The following is a 15774-nucleotide window of genomic DNA, read 5'->3' on the forward strand; positions in this document are numbered from 1 at the left end:
ACCCCCGTCCGGCACCGCGGCCGGGCCGGCGAAGCCGCCCCGGTCTTCGCGGTCGAAGGCCCGTGCTTGACGCTTGCCTCCCTCTCTGAGTCCAGGGCCAAGAGCCCTGCCAGCGGCGGCTACGCGCCGACGTGACGGACGGACGCGGCTGACTCGACAGCGCCTCGGGCGACCCCCATGACCAGCGGTGACCGCGGCAGAAGGAGGCAGCGATGAAATACGACGGATTCCTCGCGCGTGTACGGGAGCGAGGCGAGTACAACGACCAGGATGAAGCCGCGGACGTCACCAACGCCGTGCTGGAAGTGCTGGCCCAACGGATCAGCCCGGGAGAGGTCAGGGACCTCGCATCCCAGATGCCCGGCCCGCTGGGACAGGTTCTGGACCGTGCCACGCCGCAGCACGCGCAGAGCTTCGGGATCGAGGAGTTCTACCGCCGGGTCGCCGAGCGCACCAATGCCCGGCCGCGAACGGCGCAGTGGGACGCCAGTGCGGTCCTGACCACCGTTGCCGACGCTGTCACTGGAGGAGAACTGAATCAGATCATCAGTCAACTCCCCTCCAGCTACGCGGTCCTGTTCGGCAAGCCCGACCTCGCGGACTGAACTCAAGGACGTCGGTTCGGCGCACGTGGACAGGTGCGCCGGTTCAGCTCCACGACGCCCGGCGGCGGTAGGACCATCCGCCGCCGGCCGGCACGGTCACCGGTCACAGCAGGAGGTCGAAGACCGCTCGAGCCTCGTCCCAGTGCTGAGTCTGGGGATTCTTCAGGTCAGGGTGGATGATCTTGAAACTCTGGGCAAGGGCCAGACTGAGTCCGCCGATGATGTCCGGATAGGCCGCCTCGGTCTCCTCATCGGGCGTCCGGTCCAGAGCGGGATGGGTGGCGAGCTGTTCCAGGATCGGCTTGAGTTCCACTTCCTGGTCGATCTTCCGGAAACGGTGGATGCTCTCCTGCAGGCCCTTCGTGATCGGTAGGTCAGAGGTCCGGATGACGTCGCGACCGTTGGCCTTGGCAGTGGCCTGGGCGACGGTCAGCAGATCGTAGAGCTTGGCGTCGACGAAGTCGCTGTATCGCTTGAGATCGTTCTTGTCGACGTCCAGTCCTGCGGCCGCACGGAAGAACTTCTCGAACCTGGCGATGGACATCACGGTCATGGTGGCAACCTCCGGCTGCGGGACCCGGGTGGCTCCCGGCCCCTGGGCTTCCCAGTCAGCCTGGCCGACGCGGACACGCGAACGCATGCGCACGCCGGGCCCAATTAGCCTCTCCGTATTGCCCTGCCAGGCCTAGGTGACCGACTGCCCGGGGTCGTTGCACCCGCAGGCGGGGCCCGACCGTGTCACGCGGCGTCGACGTTACCCCGGCGGCGTCTGTGGGCACTCGGGATCGGCGGGGCAGCCGATGAGGAGGGTCCAGCCATGCAGGTGTCCTCTCAGGACGTTACGGTCGTGGCTCTCCTGGCGGATCCGTTCACGCCTACGGAAATCGCGCAGCGCATGGCCCGGACACTTTCTGCTCGGCTCGCCGACAAGTCGGGCCAGGGGCGACGGTTCGACGTCGAGGTGGTCAGTGAGCCCTTCACGGCAGGGGCGGAAGACCCGCCCACTTTGATGCGCCGGATCATGGACCGTGGGAGTGCGGAGAACTGGGACATCGTCGTGGCCCTCACCGACCTCCCACTGCACTCAAACGGGCGCAGGCTCGCTGTGAACCTGAATCACGAACACGGCTTGGCGCTGCTCTCTCTTCCTTCACTGGGATGCCTGCGGCTCCAGACGAGGGCCCGGCGGGCAGTCGAAGAAGCCGTGCTCGGCATGGCGGGTCCGCCAACCACTGGTGCTGGAGGGCCTCCAGGAGGTCAGCCGCTTCCGGGAGCCTCCGTCAAGCGTCTCGCGCCTGTTCATCCGGGCCGAACCGGCGAGAGGGAGACCGACGATCTTCGGTACGTCGCCAGCGGGCCGCGCGGTTACCTGCGAGTGCTCGCCGGTATGGTCCGCGCCAACCGGCCGTGGCTGTTGGTGCCGGGCTTGTCGAAAGCGCTGGCGGCCGCGCTCGCCACGGGGGCAGTCGCCACCGTGAACTCCACCGTCTGGAACCTGGCCGCGTCCCTCAGTACGCCACGCCTGGTGATCGCCACCGTCGGATCTGTCGCGATCATGATCGGCTGGCTGATCATAGACGCGGACCTGTGGCATCGATCAGCGGAGAGCTCGCCGGAGGCGAGGCAGAAGGCGCGGCTGTACAACGCCTCGACGGTCGCGACCGTGGGTATCGGGGTGCTCGTCTGCTACGTGGGTTTGATGCTCATCAACTGGCTGTGGGCGATGTTCATCCTCAACGACCAAGTGTTCGCTTCCATGACGCGCACCCCGCTGCACGCCGAGGAGTACTTGACGCTGGCCTGGTTCGTCGCTTCGGTCGCCACCGTGGGCGGCGCACTGGGATCAGGCTTGGAGAGCGACGAGGCGATTCGGGCGGCCGCCTACTCCAAGCGCGAGCAGGAACGCCGCCGCAAGCTTCAGAACGGCCAAGATGGCTAAAGGATGGTGCCCGGCGACGCGGCCGGGGGCGTACTGCAGGGCGTCCGGCGACAAGGTCCCGACTGCTGGGGCGTTCAGCGGGGCCGGCCGAGGGTTGCCGACGGACGCAGGTTCTCCTCCAGTTTTTCGGCCATGGCCGCGCCGGCCAATGCCCGTCCCAGTCGAGGTGCCTGTTTGAAGAGGTTGTGCCCGGCTGCGAAAAGGATCCTGTCGGCTTCCCAGACCGCTATGCCGTCTTCGCTCCACGGCAGGCTTGTCACCCAGCAGTGCAGGTACTCGACGGGCTCGGGGTCGAGACGGGGCAATGCGCGGGAGACGTACGCGCTGGCGCGGTCGCTGAGTGCCGCCAGTGCTCCGGGGTCCACGACGCTGCCGTCCTCCCGCACCTCGACCGCTTGGCTGAGGCCCACCGCATATCGGCTGTTGCCCGGGTAGGGGGCTGCGTAGACGCCGACCTCCCCGAAGTCGCCGCTGCTGTCCTGCAGACAGGCGACCCGTTCCGGAGGCGCTCCTCTGACCTGGAAGGTGAGGCGGACGTGGGCTGCCGACCGTATGGGGAGCGAAAGCCCCACGTTGCGTGCCAGCCGGGCGGTGCCCAAGCCCGCGCACACCACGGCGCTCGCGTACTCTTCGCGGCCGACGGTGCTGAGCACCTCCACCGTGCCGTGGCCCGTGGGACGCAGCGAGAGGACCTCGTCGGTGACCACAGAGTCACCCAGTGCGTCGGCCAGGCACTGGACCGCGACACGGGTGCGGATGGCACCGCCGTCCTCATCAAGCATCGCGGGACCGCGGTACTCCGCGAGCAGAGGCATGCCGGCCTGAAGCTCGTCGCTGTCCACGGTCCGGACCCGTATGCCGCCGGCATCCTGCAGAATGCGAAGTCTCCCAGGAACGGGACTGCCCAGGGCGACCACGCCGTCCCGGGAGATCAGTTCGGCGCCCAACCGGTCGGCCCACTCGTCCCAGACGGCGCGGCCCTGCCGGGTGAATTCAACCAGGCGGGGATCGTCGTGCGCGTGACGGAATACGCGGGACTCGCCACCGGATTGCCCGTGGCCTGGAACGCCGCTTTCGTAGACCCGCGCCGTCGTTCCCCGTTCGGCCAGTGCGTAGGCGGTGCAGAGTCCGACGATGCCGGCTCCTATCACGGCCACATCGGGAGCCCGGTCCATTGGATCGCCTCACTTCGCGTCCCGGAGACTTCCCTCTACGGAGCAGGGGTCAGGTCATCTGTCGCCGCCGCGAACTGGTGGGTTGTCGGACCCGATGGGCGGCGCTGCCAGGCTTTACGCGATACGGCGGCGGAACCGCCTCTTCTCCAGCGTCACACCGGTCTGTAATAAGTCAAGCGGCCACCTCGGACGGCGGCCCTGACCGACCTGCACCCGGGAAGGAACTGCGCGGGAACCGGAAGGTCACGGCCGCCTCCTCCCAGCGCCGACCGTCCGGGGGAGTGGCACGGGTTGCGGTCAGGAGCTGACGATGCGGCGCACGTTGTCGACGGCGCCGCAGCTTTCCTTCAGCTGACGCTCGCGCTCTTCCACAAACGCCGCGCCCAGTTCCTCGCGGCGCTCCATGGCCACGTTCTCGCGCGCCCCGTTGAGGATGGTGCGCTCCTCCTCGTCGGCGTGGTGGGTGACGGCCTGAACGAGATCTTCCAGCTTCTCGTCCCACTCCTGGGAGCCCACCTCGTCGACTTCCAGGAGTTCCAGGAGTGCCTTGTTGCCCTCCTCGTGCTCCTCCTCGCCGTGTTCCACCTCTTCGTCGTCGATCTTCTTGTAGCGCTTGAGCGCGGGATAGACCTTCGCCTCTTCCGCCAGTGCGTGCGCGATCAGCAGATCGGAGAATTCCCGCAAAGCGGCGGCCCGGTCGGCTTCGACGCTGCGCATCAGGCGAAAGAGCTCCTCCATCTTCCGGTGGTCCTGAAGAATGAGTTCAACGACGTCTCGTGTCTCTGCCATGGGAACAGGCCTCACATTCGTACGGGGGACCTTGCCGAGATCCTGCTACCCCGTCCACTGGTGTTCAGCAGGACTGTCTGCATCAAGATTTTCCTGATTGATGCGCGTGTGCTCGTTTCGCGTCGAGGGTCGACGGGGACCCGAGCGGCATGCCGCCGGTACTCCGCATCGCAAGCCGCCGGCCGCGCCGTTGCACCTGATCCGGGTGAACGACCCGCAGAGGCATGCCGGAGCCACGGACCGCGTCCCGCACCCCCCTCGTTCAACGCCCGGGAGTGAGGCATCTCGCGCCGTCTCCATCGCCGCCATGGTGCGGTCGTGCCGCGACATCAAGGGATTGCCATCATGAAGGCAGCGGTATACGAAGGACCGCGAACGGTCACGGTGAAGGACGTACCGGACGCGAAGATCGAGCACCCCTGCGACATCATCGTCAAGATCACCACCACCAACATCTGCGGTTCGGACCTGCACATGTACGAGGGCCGCACCTCGTTCGAGTCCGGCCGCACGCTGGGACACGAGAACATGGGCCAGGTCGTGGAGGTCGGCCAGGCCGTGCGCAAGGTCCAGGTCGGCGAGTATGTGGTCCTGCCCTTCAACATCGCCTGCGGCTTCTGCAAGCAGTGCGAGCGGGGGCTGACCAACTACTGCCTGACCATGCAGCCGGAACCGGCCCTGGCCGGAGCCGCCTACGGCTTCGCCGACATGGGCCCCTACCAGGGCGGCCAGGCAGAGCTGCTGCGTGTGCCCTACGGCGACTTCAACGCGCTGCGCCTGGGCGAGGACGCCGCCGAGCGCCAGACCGACTACGTCATGCTCGCCGACATCTTCCCCACCGGCTACCACGCCACCGAGATGGCCCACGTCAAACCGGGCGACCAGACGATCGTCTTCGGGGCCGGTCCCGTCGGGCTGATGGCGGCCTACTCGGCCGTGCTCAGGGGCGCCGGCCGTGTCTGGGTGGCCGACCACCAGCCCGACCGGCTGAGCAAGGCGGAGGAGATCGGGGCCATCGCGATCAACACCGCCGAGCAGGACCCGGCGCAGGTCGTCAAGGAAGCCACCCTCGGTCTGGGCGCCGACAACGGCTGCGAGTGCGTCGGCTACCAGGCCCACGACCCCGAGGGGCATGAGGATGCCAGCCTCACGCTCAACGGCCTGATCGACTCGGTCAGGTTCACCGGCGACATCGGCGTGGTGGGCGTGTTCCTGCCCCAGGACCCCGGCGGTGAAGAGGCCCAGGGCGAGCTGGAGGCACAGGGCAAGGTGCCGATCGACTTCGGGATGATGTGGTTCAAGGGCCAGCGCATGGGCACCGGCCAGGCCCCGGTGAAGCGGTACAACCGTGCGCTGCGGGACCTGATCGCGGGCGGGAAGGCGACGCCGAGCTTCGTCGTCTCGCACGAGCTCAGCCTGGACGAGGCCCCCACCGCCTACGAGCACTTCGACGCCCGTGACGAGGGCTGGACCAAGGTGGTCCTGCATCCCAACGGACACGGCAACGGCAGCAAGCGATAGGAACCCAGGGACCGCTGCCCGTCTGTCACCCCGGACCAGTCCGGGTGACGGGTGGCAGTCACCCGGACTCCGGCAGGGGCTGAACCAGCGGCGACCACCGGAGTTCGGCCCGGTAGGACGGACCGGGGCCCCGCATGCTCGCCAAGCCGTAGGCGAAGACCCCGCCGGACATACGGTGCGAGGCAGACCCTGGGACTGGTGAGGCTGCATGCTGATGTGTCGCGAATGTACCGATGCCCGGTTCTTGGGCCCGGCGGGAGGCTTCCTCGCCCGACGGCCGCACCTCGACCAGGCCGCCGCGACCCGGCAGCGCGTTCCGACCGGGCTCACCCCGTGAGGTGGCTGCGGACCTTCGGCGAGGTCGCGCGCTCCGGGCTCACGATCGAGGAGACGCGGCTGGAGCCCCTGCTCGCGCTGCGCACGGCCGCTGGGGTGGCGCTCGTCATCGGACCGGCGCTGTGGCTGGTCTCCCCGGCGTACGCCGCGTCCGCCGCCCTCGGTGCCTACTCGGCGGGTGCTGCCACCTTCCAGCGCACCTGGCGTCCGCGCAAGGTGATCGCGCTCGGCGCGGGCGCGGGTCTGGCACTCAGCACCTTCGTGGGCTACCTGGCGGCGGGGCGACTCGTGACGTTCCTCCCGCTGCTGGCCGCTTGGGCCTTTGCCGCGGGGATGGCGTGGGCCCTCGGATCGACCGCCGGGATCGTCGCGGCGACGACGGTCGGCAGCATGCTGGTGACCGTCACGCTGCCCACGAGCGTCGGGCGGGCCCTGGAACACGCCGGTGTCATCGCGCTCGGAGGCGTGGCGCAGGCCGTACTGATCCTGCTGTTCCCGGTCCGCCGCTGGGGGGCGCATCGTGACGCGCTCGCCGACGCCCTGGCCGCCGTGGCGGACTACGCCCGTCGGCTGCGGCACGACCCGGTCGCCCCGTTCGACCCGGAGCCGTTGATGACGGCCCGGGACGCCGCCGCCGTGACGCCCTCACAGGCCCGCACCCGTCCCCCCGTCCTCCACGGCCCTCGGGGCCTCGCCGAGCGCATTCTGCCGGTCGTCGCCGCGCTCGCCGACCCGGACGTCGGCGCCCCGGCGGAGGGACCCGGGCGGGACCGCGCAAGGGAGTTGCTCGGCGCGGCCGCCGATGTCCTGGACGCGGCCGCCCGTTCGATCCGCCGCGGCACTCCCGCCGAGATACCGCCCCGGAGCGCGGACGTCCTGCGCGTCGACCAGGAGGGTGAGGTGTTGGAGGGGCCCGCCCGGCAGGCCGCCGAACGGCTCGTGGAACTGCTCGCCGAGGCGCTGGAGATCGCCCGGAGCGGCGGGGCGCGCGACAGTACGTCTACGCCGCCCGGCCACGCGAGCGCCCAGTTCTTGGTGCGCCCGACCATGTTCAGGCTGCTCCCGGTCGCCCTCCGGGCGGTCCGCCGTGAACTCCGCCGGGACTCGCCCGTGTTCCGGCACGCCGTCCGCCTGGCGGCGGTGGCCACGCTCGGCTATCTGATCGCTTCCCGGCTCCCCCTGGAACACGGCTACTGGGCGCCCATCGCCTCGGTGATGGTGATGCGGCCGGACTTCCACCGCACGTACGCGCGTGCGGTGGGCCGTCTCGCCGGGACCCTGGCGGGGGTCGCGCTCGCCACCGGGATGGTGCGGGTCCTGGGCCCGGACGCCCCGGTGTTCGGCGCGCTGGCGGTGGTCTCGGCGGCCCTGTCGTACACGCTGTTCCGTACCGGCTACGCCTACTCCCAGTGCTTCACTGCCGCGTACGTCGTCTTCCTGCTCGGCATGGGCGGCCAGACATGGGAGCAGACGGTCCCGGAGCGGGTGGTGCTCACCCTGCTCGGCGGGGCCCTGGCCATGCTGGCGTACCTGGTGTTCCCCACATGGGAGACCCCCCGGTTGCCGGGCCGGCTGGCGGACTGGCTCGCCGCCGACGGCCGCTACGCGGCCGCAGTGCTCCGCAGCTACGCCGAACCGACCCGGGAGCGTCGCGCCGACATGCGCAGGGCCCTGCTGGCGAGCAGGGAGGCACGTGCCGCCTGGCAGGAGGCCTACGACCAGGCGCGGCAGGAACCGGTCGGCCCCAGAGGTCTGACAGCGCGCGAGGCCGAGGAGGCGCAGGAGGCGCTCAAGGGACTCGACCGGGCGGCGATGCTCATGGAGAGCCACGTCCCGCGGGTCGACAGCCGTTCCGCCCCGGAGGCGGAGCGGCTCGCCGAGGCCCTGGAGGCGGACACCGCGCAGGCGGCAGACGATGTGCGCGAGCACCGGAATCCGGACTGGGGACGACGTGTGGAGGAGGCGCTCCACGCGTGGGAGGGCGCCGCCGGGGACCCGAGCCCGGTGCTACGACGCGGTGCGGAACTACAGAAGCGGGCCCTGGAGGACCTCGCGGCAGCGGTGAGCCGCACACCCTTGGAACGGGACGTCAGTTCCGCTCGCGAGGAGCAACGGGTGCGAGCGGCCGCAGCTGAAGGTGACGGACCAGGACCTGCGCATCGGGGTGGGTGACGGCTCCGCCGACGGGCAGCGCCGCGCATCCTGAAGCGGGAAGCGGTCTCCCGGCCGCAACGACCGCCTCTTCGCCTGGCGAAGCCCGATGGCTTGCTGCGGCTCAGCGCCGGTGTCGCCGCCAGCAGCGGATGCAACAAGTGTGGTGCCATCGCTGGACCGGGCGAACCAGGCTTGCCACCGGAGGTGCAGGGCCGTCGCCGGAGTGGCCCGGTGAGGATCAGGTGGGCAGGCCGACTGCGCGGGAGATGACGGCGTCGAAGGCCCGGTCGGACACGAGGCGGCGCAGGGCGATGAGGGGGCGGGCACCGAACCCGGTGGCGTAGCGGGTCTTGGGTCGGCGGGCGGTGACGGCCTTGCCGACCGCGTCGGCGATGACCTGGGGCGGGGAGTTGCGCTTGGTGTTGGCTTCGGAGCGCAGGGAGGAGGCCACGGCATCGGCCTGTTCGGCGTAGGCGCCGGCGGTGGAGGACTTCTCCAGCTGGTCGGCGGCGATGGCGCCCCACTCGGTGGCGATGCCGCCGGGTTCGATGACGACGACGTCGATGCCGAAGGGCTTGGCCTCCAGGCGCAGGCAGTCGCTGAGGGCTTCGAGGGCGAACTTGGTGCCGTGGTACCAGCCGCCGAGCGGGGTGTAGATCTTGCCGCCCATGGAGGTGATGTTGACGATCGTGCCGGCGCGCTGGGTGCGCATGTGCGGCAGGGCGAGCTGGGCGAGGCGCATGGCGCCGAAGACGTTGACCTCGAACTGGCGGCGGGCCTCGTCCATGGGGACGTCCTCGATGGCGCCGTAGGAGCCGTAGCCGGCGTTGTTGACCAGCACGTCGATGCGGCCGGTCTCGGCGACGATGCGGTCGATGCCGGCGCGCATGGAGTCGTCGTCGGTGACGTCCATGGCCAGCGGGCGGATGCCGCGGTCGGCCAGCTTCTGCAGGCGGTCGGTGCGGCGGGCGGCGCCGTAGACGGTGTAACCCAGGGACTGGAGCTTGAGGGCGGTGGCCTCACCGATGCCGGACGAGGCGCCGGTGACGAGAGTGGTCTTGGCGGTCATGAGGACTTCCTGTCGGAGTAAGATGAACTTCGGTTCACTATCCATCATGAACCCTGGTTCACGTTAATGCAAGCCAAGACGCCCACCGCAGGAGAGCCCATGGCCCAGACCCGAGCACCGCGCGCAGACGCCGTCCGCAACCGCAAGAAGATCCTCGACGCGGCCCGCGAGCAGATCACCCTGCACGGCCCCGACACGGGCATGGACGAGATCGCAGCGGCGGCGGGCGTGGCCGTGGGCACCCTCTACCGGCACTTCCCCACCAAGACCGACCTGGTCGCCGCCGTCGTCGCCGAATACATCACGCATGTCGCCGAAGCCGCCGAGGGCTCCCGTGAACGCCTCGCCTCCGGGTCGCGCGCGGTGGACGAGATCAGCGACTTCCTTGCCCGCGTCACGGAGGCGACCGCCACCAACCATGCCGTCAAGGCCGCCGCCCGCGCCCTCGGCGCCGAACCGGTCGACCGGGACGCCGAAGCGCGAGCAGCCGCCGCTCTGGCCGCGCTGATCCAGGCGGGGCAGGCCGACGGAGACATCCACCAGGACGTCACCGTCGACGACATCTACTTGCTCTTCAGCACCGCCCCCACCGACCAGCCGCCCGCCGCCCGCGCCCGCTGGCTCAGCCTGGTGCTGACCGGCCTGACCACCCACACACGAACCGCGCACGAGAAGCCCGCCTCCTGACCAGATGTCCTCCGGTCGCGGCGGCTGCACTGCCCAGACGCACGTCCGGCGGGCTGGTTCAAGACCTGGTCAACTGCCGGTTGGCTTCCCGGGTCTGCTGGGTGGTGACGACGTCGGCGGTGGCCTTTCCGATCGGCAGTCGCCGCCCCTTTCGGTAGGACTTACGGCGCCGCGTCCACCGACACCGCGCACGACAGCAAGCCACGCACCGTGGCCCCGGCCCGCAGGCGCGGCGTGCTGCCGAACGGATGGACGAGCGGATCCCTCCCCGTGGTGGCAGCCTGGGGAAAGCGGCGAGGCGCGACCTCGCCTCCGGCGCCCTTGGCAGCGGACGAACAGGTCGACGTGTTTGACGTGGCCAAACGTCGGCACCCGCCTGGAGGACGGCGACGGGGACACCCGTGTCTTCCTCACCGCCCTGCCGGGCCGGGCGCAGCACCACCCGGTTCGCACCGAGACCGACCTTGAGCACAGGAGCGCACTCCGTGGTGGGCGCACCGTGCCGGAGGACGCGGGCGCACTGGAGGTGTGCGATGAGTGCTGACCGCTCCGACGCGAGCCGTGATGGTCACGTACTGGTCCTCGACGCCGGCTCTTCGAGCCTTCACATCGCTCTGTTCGCGGCGGACGGTGAACGGGTGGCGGATCGAGACGCCTCGGAGCCCCCGGGGCCTGCTGCGGCGGCGGAACTGCGGAACTTCCTCAGCGTGGTGCCGGCTCCCGCGGCGGTCGGTCACCGCATCGTCCACAGCGGTCCGCACCTGACTGCGCATACGCTGATCGACGCACGCGTACGGGCTCTGCTGGCGGATGTCGCCGATCTCGCGCCGCTGCACGTGACCCCTGCCCTGCGGGTGGTCGATGCCGCACGAGAGCTCCTGCCCGACGTCCCTCATGTCGCCTGCTTCGACACTGTCTTTCACAAGGATCTGCCGGCGCCGGCGCGCACATACGCCGTGCCGGAGCGATGGCGAGCCGAATACGGGCTGCGCCGGTACGGCTTCCACGGGCTTTCCTACTCGTGGGCACTGCGGAGGACGGCGCAGGCCCTGGGCCGACCCGTCGACAACCTCCAAGTCGTGCTCGTGCACCTGGGCGGCGGCTGCTCGGCCTGCGCCGTCCGGAACGGCCGCAGCGTGGACACCACCATGGGCTTCACTCCGCTGGAAGGCCTCGTGATGAGCCGGCGCAGTGGCAGCCTCGATCCCGGCGCGCTGCTGTGGCTGCAGCGGCGGCACGGTCTGAGCACGGACGAATTGGATGACACACTCCACCGGCAGTCCGGTCTGCTCGGCCTTTCCGGATCCTCGGGAGACACCCGGGACCTGGTGCGCGCCCGTGCGGAGGGTGACGCCGCGGCCGCGTTGGCGTTGGCCACGTTCACACTCAGCTGCCGCAGGGGCATTGCCTCGATGGCAGCCTCGCTGGACCGGCTGGACGCGCTGGTCTTCACGGGGGAGATCGGCGAGGACCAGCCCGAGGTACGCGAGGAGATCTGCTCGGCCCTGACTGTTCTCGGTGTACGAGGCGGGCTGCTCGTCCCCGAACTGGAAGATCTGATGCGGGAAGGCCTCCGACGCATCGATCGCATCGATCAGGCGGTGAGGGGTGTCCCGGTCTTCGTGGTCGCAACCGGCGAGACACAGCAGATCGCCGCCGAGACCCGACGGGTGCTGGGCATTGCTGACGGTGAGGTCCTCCAGCGGTCCGGCAACGGCACCGCCGACAACCGGTGACGCATCGTGAGGAACCAGCACCAGCTCCTGCCGTCCGCGGCGCTCGCCGCCGCGATCGCGGTCCTGGTCTCGTTGGCGGCGCTGCTCGTCGCCGGTCCGGCCGCCCAGCAGCGGCGCCCTGCGCGGCGTCGCCGTGGAGTCCGGGCTGTGCCTGGACGTCAGCGGCGGCGCCACGGCCGACGGCACGGCGGTGCAGCTGTGGAACTGCGCCGGCGGCAGCAATCAGAAGTGGACCTCGACGGGCCGCCGGCGCAGCTGGCGAACGGCTGGGCTGCCGTACCGCCCGGGCTGCTCACCCTGCAGCGCCGACCCGCGCACACCCGACCACGAGCTGGTGACCGTGTCTGCCGGGCACGGTCACCAGCGGCTTCCGCTCTGTCTCCCCCTGGGGGGATGATGCTGCTGAACGGTCGACCACACGCGCGAGCCGACAGCCACCCGAGGTGACCTCACATGACCGTGACCCGACCCGACGGCGTGACCCGACCCGACGGCGTGGGCGCCCCGCACCGGGGCGACCCCGGACTGTTCGGGCCCGACTCGGTGACCTGGCAGACGCACGGCGATCCCATGATGTGGATCGCCGGGGTCCGCGCCCTCTACCTCCAGGCCCTGCACCCCCGGGCCGTACGCGGCGTCATGCAGAACTCCGACTTCCGCAAGGACGCCTGGGGCCGGCTGCTGCGCACCGCGGACTTCGTCGGCACCGTCTCGTACGGCACCACGGACGCCGCCGAGCGGGCCGCCGCCCGCGTCCGGAAGATCCACAGCATGCTCACGGCCGCCGACCCGGACACGGGGGAGCGGTACGGCGTCGACGAACCCGGACTGCTGCTGTGGGTGCACTGCGCCGAGATCGACTCCTACGTGCACATCCTGCTCCGCTCCGGCTTCCCCCTCGGTGAGGCGTCCACCGACCGGTACGTGGCCGAACAGCGTGTCAGCGCCCGCCTGATGGGGCTCGACCCGGCCGGTGTGCCCGGCAGCCGCGCCGAGTTGGCCGCGTACTTCGAACGGGTCCGCCCCGAACTGGCCGCCGGGCCGGAAGCACGCGACGTGGACGACTTCCTGCGCCGCCCGCCCACCCACCCGTTGCTCGTACCGGCACGCGAAGCGCTCTGGCGGCGCGTGGCCGACCTGGCGTACGCCTCCCTGCCGCCGTACGCCCATGAGTTGTACGGCAGACCGGCCCCCGCGCCGGTGGTCGTCACCCGCCGCCTGCGCCGCACAGGCACCCTGCTGCGCGGCGTTCCCGCACGTCTGCGCTGGCAGCTCCCGCCCAAGCACATCCTGAGGGCCATGGCGCGGCTCGGCCCCGGCACCCGCCCGGCACCGTACAAAGTCATGAGATAGGTCGCCATACTGGACATCGGACAAGCCAGGGGAGGGCGGGTCCGTACGGACGGGGGCGATCGTTGGCGATGACGGACACCACGCTGATCCAGGGCCGGTACCGGCTGCTCGATCTGATCGGGCGTGGCGGCATGGGCGAGGTCTGGCGTGCGAGAGACGAGTCACTGGACCGCCAGGTCGCGGTCAAGTGCCTCAAACCCGTCAACACCCGGCCGGACCAGTCCGTCGCCGGTGTGCTCCGCGAGCGGTTCCGGCGGGAGGCGCGCGTCGCCGCCGGCCTCCAGCACCGGGGGGTGACCGTCGTCCATGACTTCGGCGAGTCCGACGGCGTGCTGTTCCTCGTGATGGAACTGCTGGAGGGCCGCAACCTCAGCCAGCTCCTGGAGGACAACAAGCAGCATCCGCTGCCCGTCGCCGATGTCGTCGAGGTGGCCGGACAGGTGGCCTCCGCCCTCGCCTACACCCACCGGCGGGGCATCGTGCACCGCGACCTGAAGCCCGCCAACATCATGCGGCTGACCGACGGCACGGTGAAGATCTGCGACTTCGGGATCGCCCGCCTCGGCCGCGACGTCACCTTCACCTCCCGCCTCACCAGCACCGGCATCGCGATGGGCACCCCCCACTACATGTCGCCGGAACAGATCAGCGGCGGCCAGGTCGACCGGCGCAGCGACCTGTACTCGTTCGGCTGCGTCCTCTACGAGATCGCCACCGGGGTACCGCCGTTCGACCTGGACGACGCGTGGGCGGTCCTCATGGGCCACCGCGACACCGTGCCCCTGCCCCCGCGCAGCCACCGCGAGGACCTCCCCACGTACCTGGAGCGGCTCATCCTGGACCTGCTGGCCAAGCAACCGGAGGCCCGCCCCCAGGACGCCCGCGAGCTGGCCCGCCGTATCGACGAGGGGCTTACGCCGGCGGTCCCAGCCCCCTTGGGCGCCCCCGGCCGCGCCCCCACGGCCGACCCCGTGCCGGTGACCCCGCTGCCCCAGGCCCGCCCCTACCCGGCCGCGGCGCGCGAGCCCCGGCTGCCGTCCTGGACCCAGGGCATGACCACCGGCCACAAGGCCACCGGCACCGGACCGCGCCTCACCCCGCCGGACGCCTCCGCCGGTCTCACGGGGGAGTGGATCACCCGCCCGGCCGCCGCACAGGCGGAGGAAGCCCTACGCGCCGAACGGCCCACCCCCTCACCGGAGCTGATCGCCACCCTGGCCGGGCGGCACAACGCGGGCCTGAGCCTGGGCCGCCTGGGCCGCTGGGCGGAGGCCGGGCAGGTGCACCGGGCGGTCGCCGCCGAACGGGAGCACGCCCTCGGTCCCGACCACCCCGACACCCTGGCCAGCCGCTACGAGGTCGGCTTCACCCTGAGCCGCACCGGCCGCCCCGCCGACGCGCTGCGCGAGTTCGCCCATGTCGCCCACGCCCGCGAGCGGTTCCTCGGCGCCGACCACCCCGACACGCTCGCCGCCCGGCAGGAGATGGCGTACGTCCTCGGCCAGCTGGGCCGCCACCACGAGGCCCACCAGGCGTACGCGTCCGTGCTCGCCACCCGGGAACGCCTCGCGGGCCCCGACCATCCGGACACCCTGCGCTGCCGCCACAACCTCGCTTTCACCCTCAGCAGGCTCGGCCTGCTGGAGGACGCGTACCGCACGGCGAGCGAGGTCGCCGCCGCCCGCACCCGCGTCCTCGGCGCCAACCACCCCGACACCCTCGTCACCCGCTTCGAGGTCGCCTGGGCGCTCGGCCAGCTGGGCCGCTGGCCCGAGGCGCTCCAGACCTACGAGGAGGTCGCCGAGGCCCGCTCCCAGGCACTCGGCCCCGACCACCCCGACACCCTCGCCGCCCGCCACGAGGTCGGGATCAGCCTCGGCCGGCTCGGCCGCAGCGCCCGGGCCCTGCCCCTCTACCGCGCCCTCGTCGACGACCGCGCCCGGGTCCACGGCCCCGACCATCCCGAGACCCTGCGCGCCCGTCACGGCCTCGGCGTCAACCTCGGCCGGCTCGGCCGCTGGGAGGAGGCCCTCGCCGAGTCCCGTGACGTGTGCGCCCTGCGCGCGCGGGTCCTCGGCGCCGACCATCCCGACACCCTGGTCAGCCGCCGCGAGGTCGCCGTCGGCCTCGGCTGGCTCGGACGCTGGGCCGACGCCCTCACCGAGTACCGGAGCGTCGCCGACGCCCGCGAACGGGTCCTCGGCGCCGACCACCCCGACGCCCTCGCCAGCCGCAACGACGAGGCCCACTGCCTGGAGCAGCTCGGCCGCGGCCCGGAAGCGGTGCGGCTCTACCGCAGGGTGGCGGCCTTGCGACAGCAGCGGGCACCAGGGTCCTTCTGATGGATCTCCGCGGCGCCCGGCACGCCGGCGTTGGTCCACCTGCCCCGGCCCCCTGGCCGACCCCGATC

The 15774-nt window shown here is 71.0% G+C and carries 13 protein-coding genes and 1 pseudogene; 10 read left to right on the forward strand and 4 right to left on the reverse strand.

Features of this window, described 5'->3' with window-relative positions:
• Positions 1-212: 212 nt before the first annotated feature.
• Complete coding sequence (locus M8J73_RS06870; RefSeq protein ID WP_055538829.1) at positions 213-605, forward strand: DUF2267 domain-containing protein; 393 nt, start codon at positions 213-215, stop codon at positions 603-605.
• A 103-nt stretch (positions 606-708) separates the two neighbouring features.
• Here the strand turns inward: M8J73_RS06870 and M8J73_RS06875 are convergent, their stop codons facing one another.
• Positions 709-1158 (reverse strand): DUF1931 family protein, encoded by a 450-nt coding sequence (locus M8J73_RS06875; RefSeq protein ID WP_055538834.1) that lies wholly within the window; start codon positions 1156-1158, stop codon positions 709-711.
• A 264-nt stretch (positions 1159-1422) separates the two neighbouring features.
• Here M8J73_RS06875 and M8J73_RS06880 point away from each other — a divergent pair, with 264 nt between their 5' ends.
• The gene (locus M8J73_RS06880; protein WP_206187837.1) at positions 1423-2544 is read left to right on the forward strand and encodes a hypothetical protein; all 1122 of its coding nucleotides are present in this window, start codon (positions 1423-1425) and stop codon (positions 2542-2544) included.
• Between the two features lie 74 nt (positions 2545-2618).
• Here M8J73_RS06880 and M8J73_RS06885 read toward each other — a convergent pair whose 3' ends face one another.
• Together M8J73_RS06885 and M8J73_RS06890 are read right to left on the reverse strand one after the other, a co-directional pair.
• On the reverse strand, positions 2619-3719 hold the full coding sequence (locus M8J73_RS06885; RefSeq protein WP_055538828.1) for an NAD(P)/FAD-dependent oxidoreductase: 1101 nt from the start codon (positions 3717-3719) through the stop codon (positions 2619-2621).
• Between the two features lie 297 nt (positions 3720-4016).
• Positions 4017-4508 carry a hemerythrin domain-containing protein gene (locus M8J73_RS06890; RefSeq protein WP_055538827.1) on the reverse strand — a complete coding sequence of 164 codons (492 nt, stop codon included), beginning with the start codon at positions 4506-4508 and terminating at the stop codon, positions 4017-4019.
• Between the two features lie 345 nt (positions 4509-4853).
• Between M8J73_RS06890 and M8J73_RS06895 the strand changes: the two genes are divergently transcribed.
• Complete coding sequence (locus M8J73_RS06895) at positions 4854-6029, forward strand: glutathione-independent formaldehyde dehydrogenase (RefSeq protein ID WP_055538826.1); 1176 nt, start codon at positions 4854-4856, stop codon at positions 6027-6029.
• A 333-nt stretch (positions 6030-6362) separates the two neighbouring features.
• Positions 6363-8537 carry an FUSC family protein gene (locus M8J73_RS06900; RefSeq protein WP_055538825.1) on the forward strand — a complete coding sequence of 725 codons (2175 nt, stop codon included), beginning with the start codon at positions 6363-6365 and terminating at the stop codon, positions 8535-8537.
• Positions 8538-8757: 220 nt separating this feature from the next.
• On the opposite strand, the gene M8J73_RS06905 is transcribed toward M8J73_RS06900, so the two are convergent.
• Entirely contained in the window at positions 8758-9588 is an 831-nt protein-coding gene (locus M8J73_RS06905; RefSeq protein WP_055538824.1) for an oxidoreductase, read from the reverse strand.
• Between the two features lie 99 nt (positions 9589-9687).
• Between M8J73_RS06905 and M8J73_RS06910 the strand changes: the two genes are divergently transcribed.
• The 6 genes and pseudogenes from M8J73_RS06910 (at position 9688) to M8J73_RS06935 (ending at position 15706) form a co-directional block, all read left to right on the forward strand.
• Entirely contained in the window at positions 9688-10275 is a 588-nt protein-coding gene (locus tag M8J73_RS06910) for a TetR/AcrR family transcriptional regulator (RefSeq protein WP_055538823.1), read from the forward strand.
• 349 nt (positions 10276-10624) lie between these two features.
• Positions 10625-10819, forward strand: coding sequence for a hypothetical protein (locus M8J73_RS06915; protein WP_055538822.1), 195 nt, complete (start codon positions 10625-10627; stop codon positions 10817-10819).
• 163 nt (positions 10820-10982) lie between these two features.
• The gene (locus M8J73_RS06920; RefSeq protein ID WP_240501277.1) at positions 10983-12011 is read left to right on the forward strand and encodes an acetate/propionate family kinase; all 1029 of its coding nucleotides are present in this window, start codon (positions 10983-10985) and stop codon (positions 12009-12011) included.
• Positions 12012-12138: 127 nt separating this feature from the next.
• Positions 12139-12246, forward strand: a pseudogene (locus M8J73_RS45470) (RICIN domain-containing protein); the annotation flags it as partial.
• 218 nt (positions 12247-12464) lie between these two features.
• Positions 12465-13364 carry an oxygenase MpaB family protein gene (locus tag M8J73_RS06930; RefSeq protein ID WP_249828348.1) on the forward strand — a complete coding sequence of 300 codons (900 nt, stop codon included), beginning with the start codon at positions 12465-12467 and terminating at the stop codon, positions 13362-13364.
• 68 nt (positions 13365-13432) lie between these two features.
• Positions 13433-15706, forward strand: coding sequence for a serine/threonine-protein kinase (locus M8J73_RS06935; RefSeq protein WP_249828349.1), 2274 nt, complete (start codon positions 13433-13435; stop codon positions 15704-15706).
• Positions 15707-15774: the final 68 nt, after the last annotated feature.

This window comes from Streptomyces neyagawaensis, assembly GCF_023516595.1.
GTDB classification, from domain to species: domain Bacteria; phylum Actinomycetota; class Actinomycetes; order Streptomycetales; family Streptomycetaceae; genus Streptomyces; species Streptomyces neyagawaensis.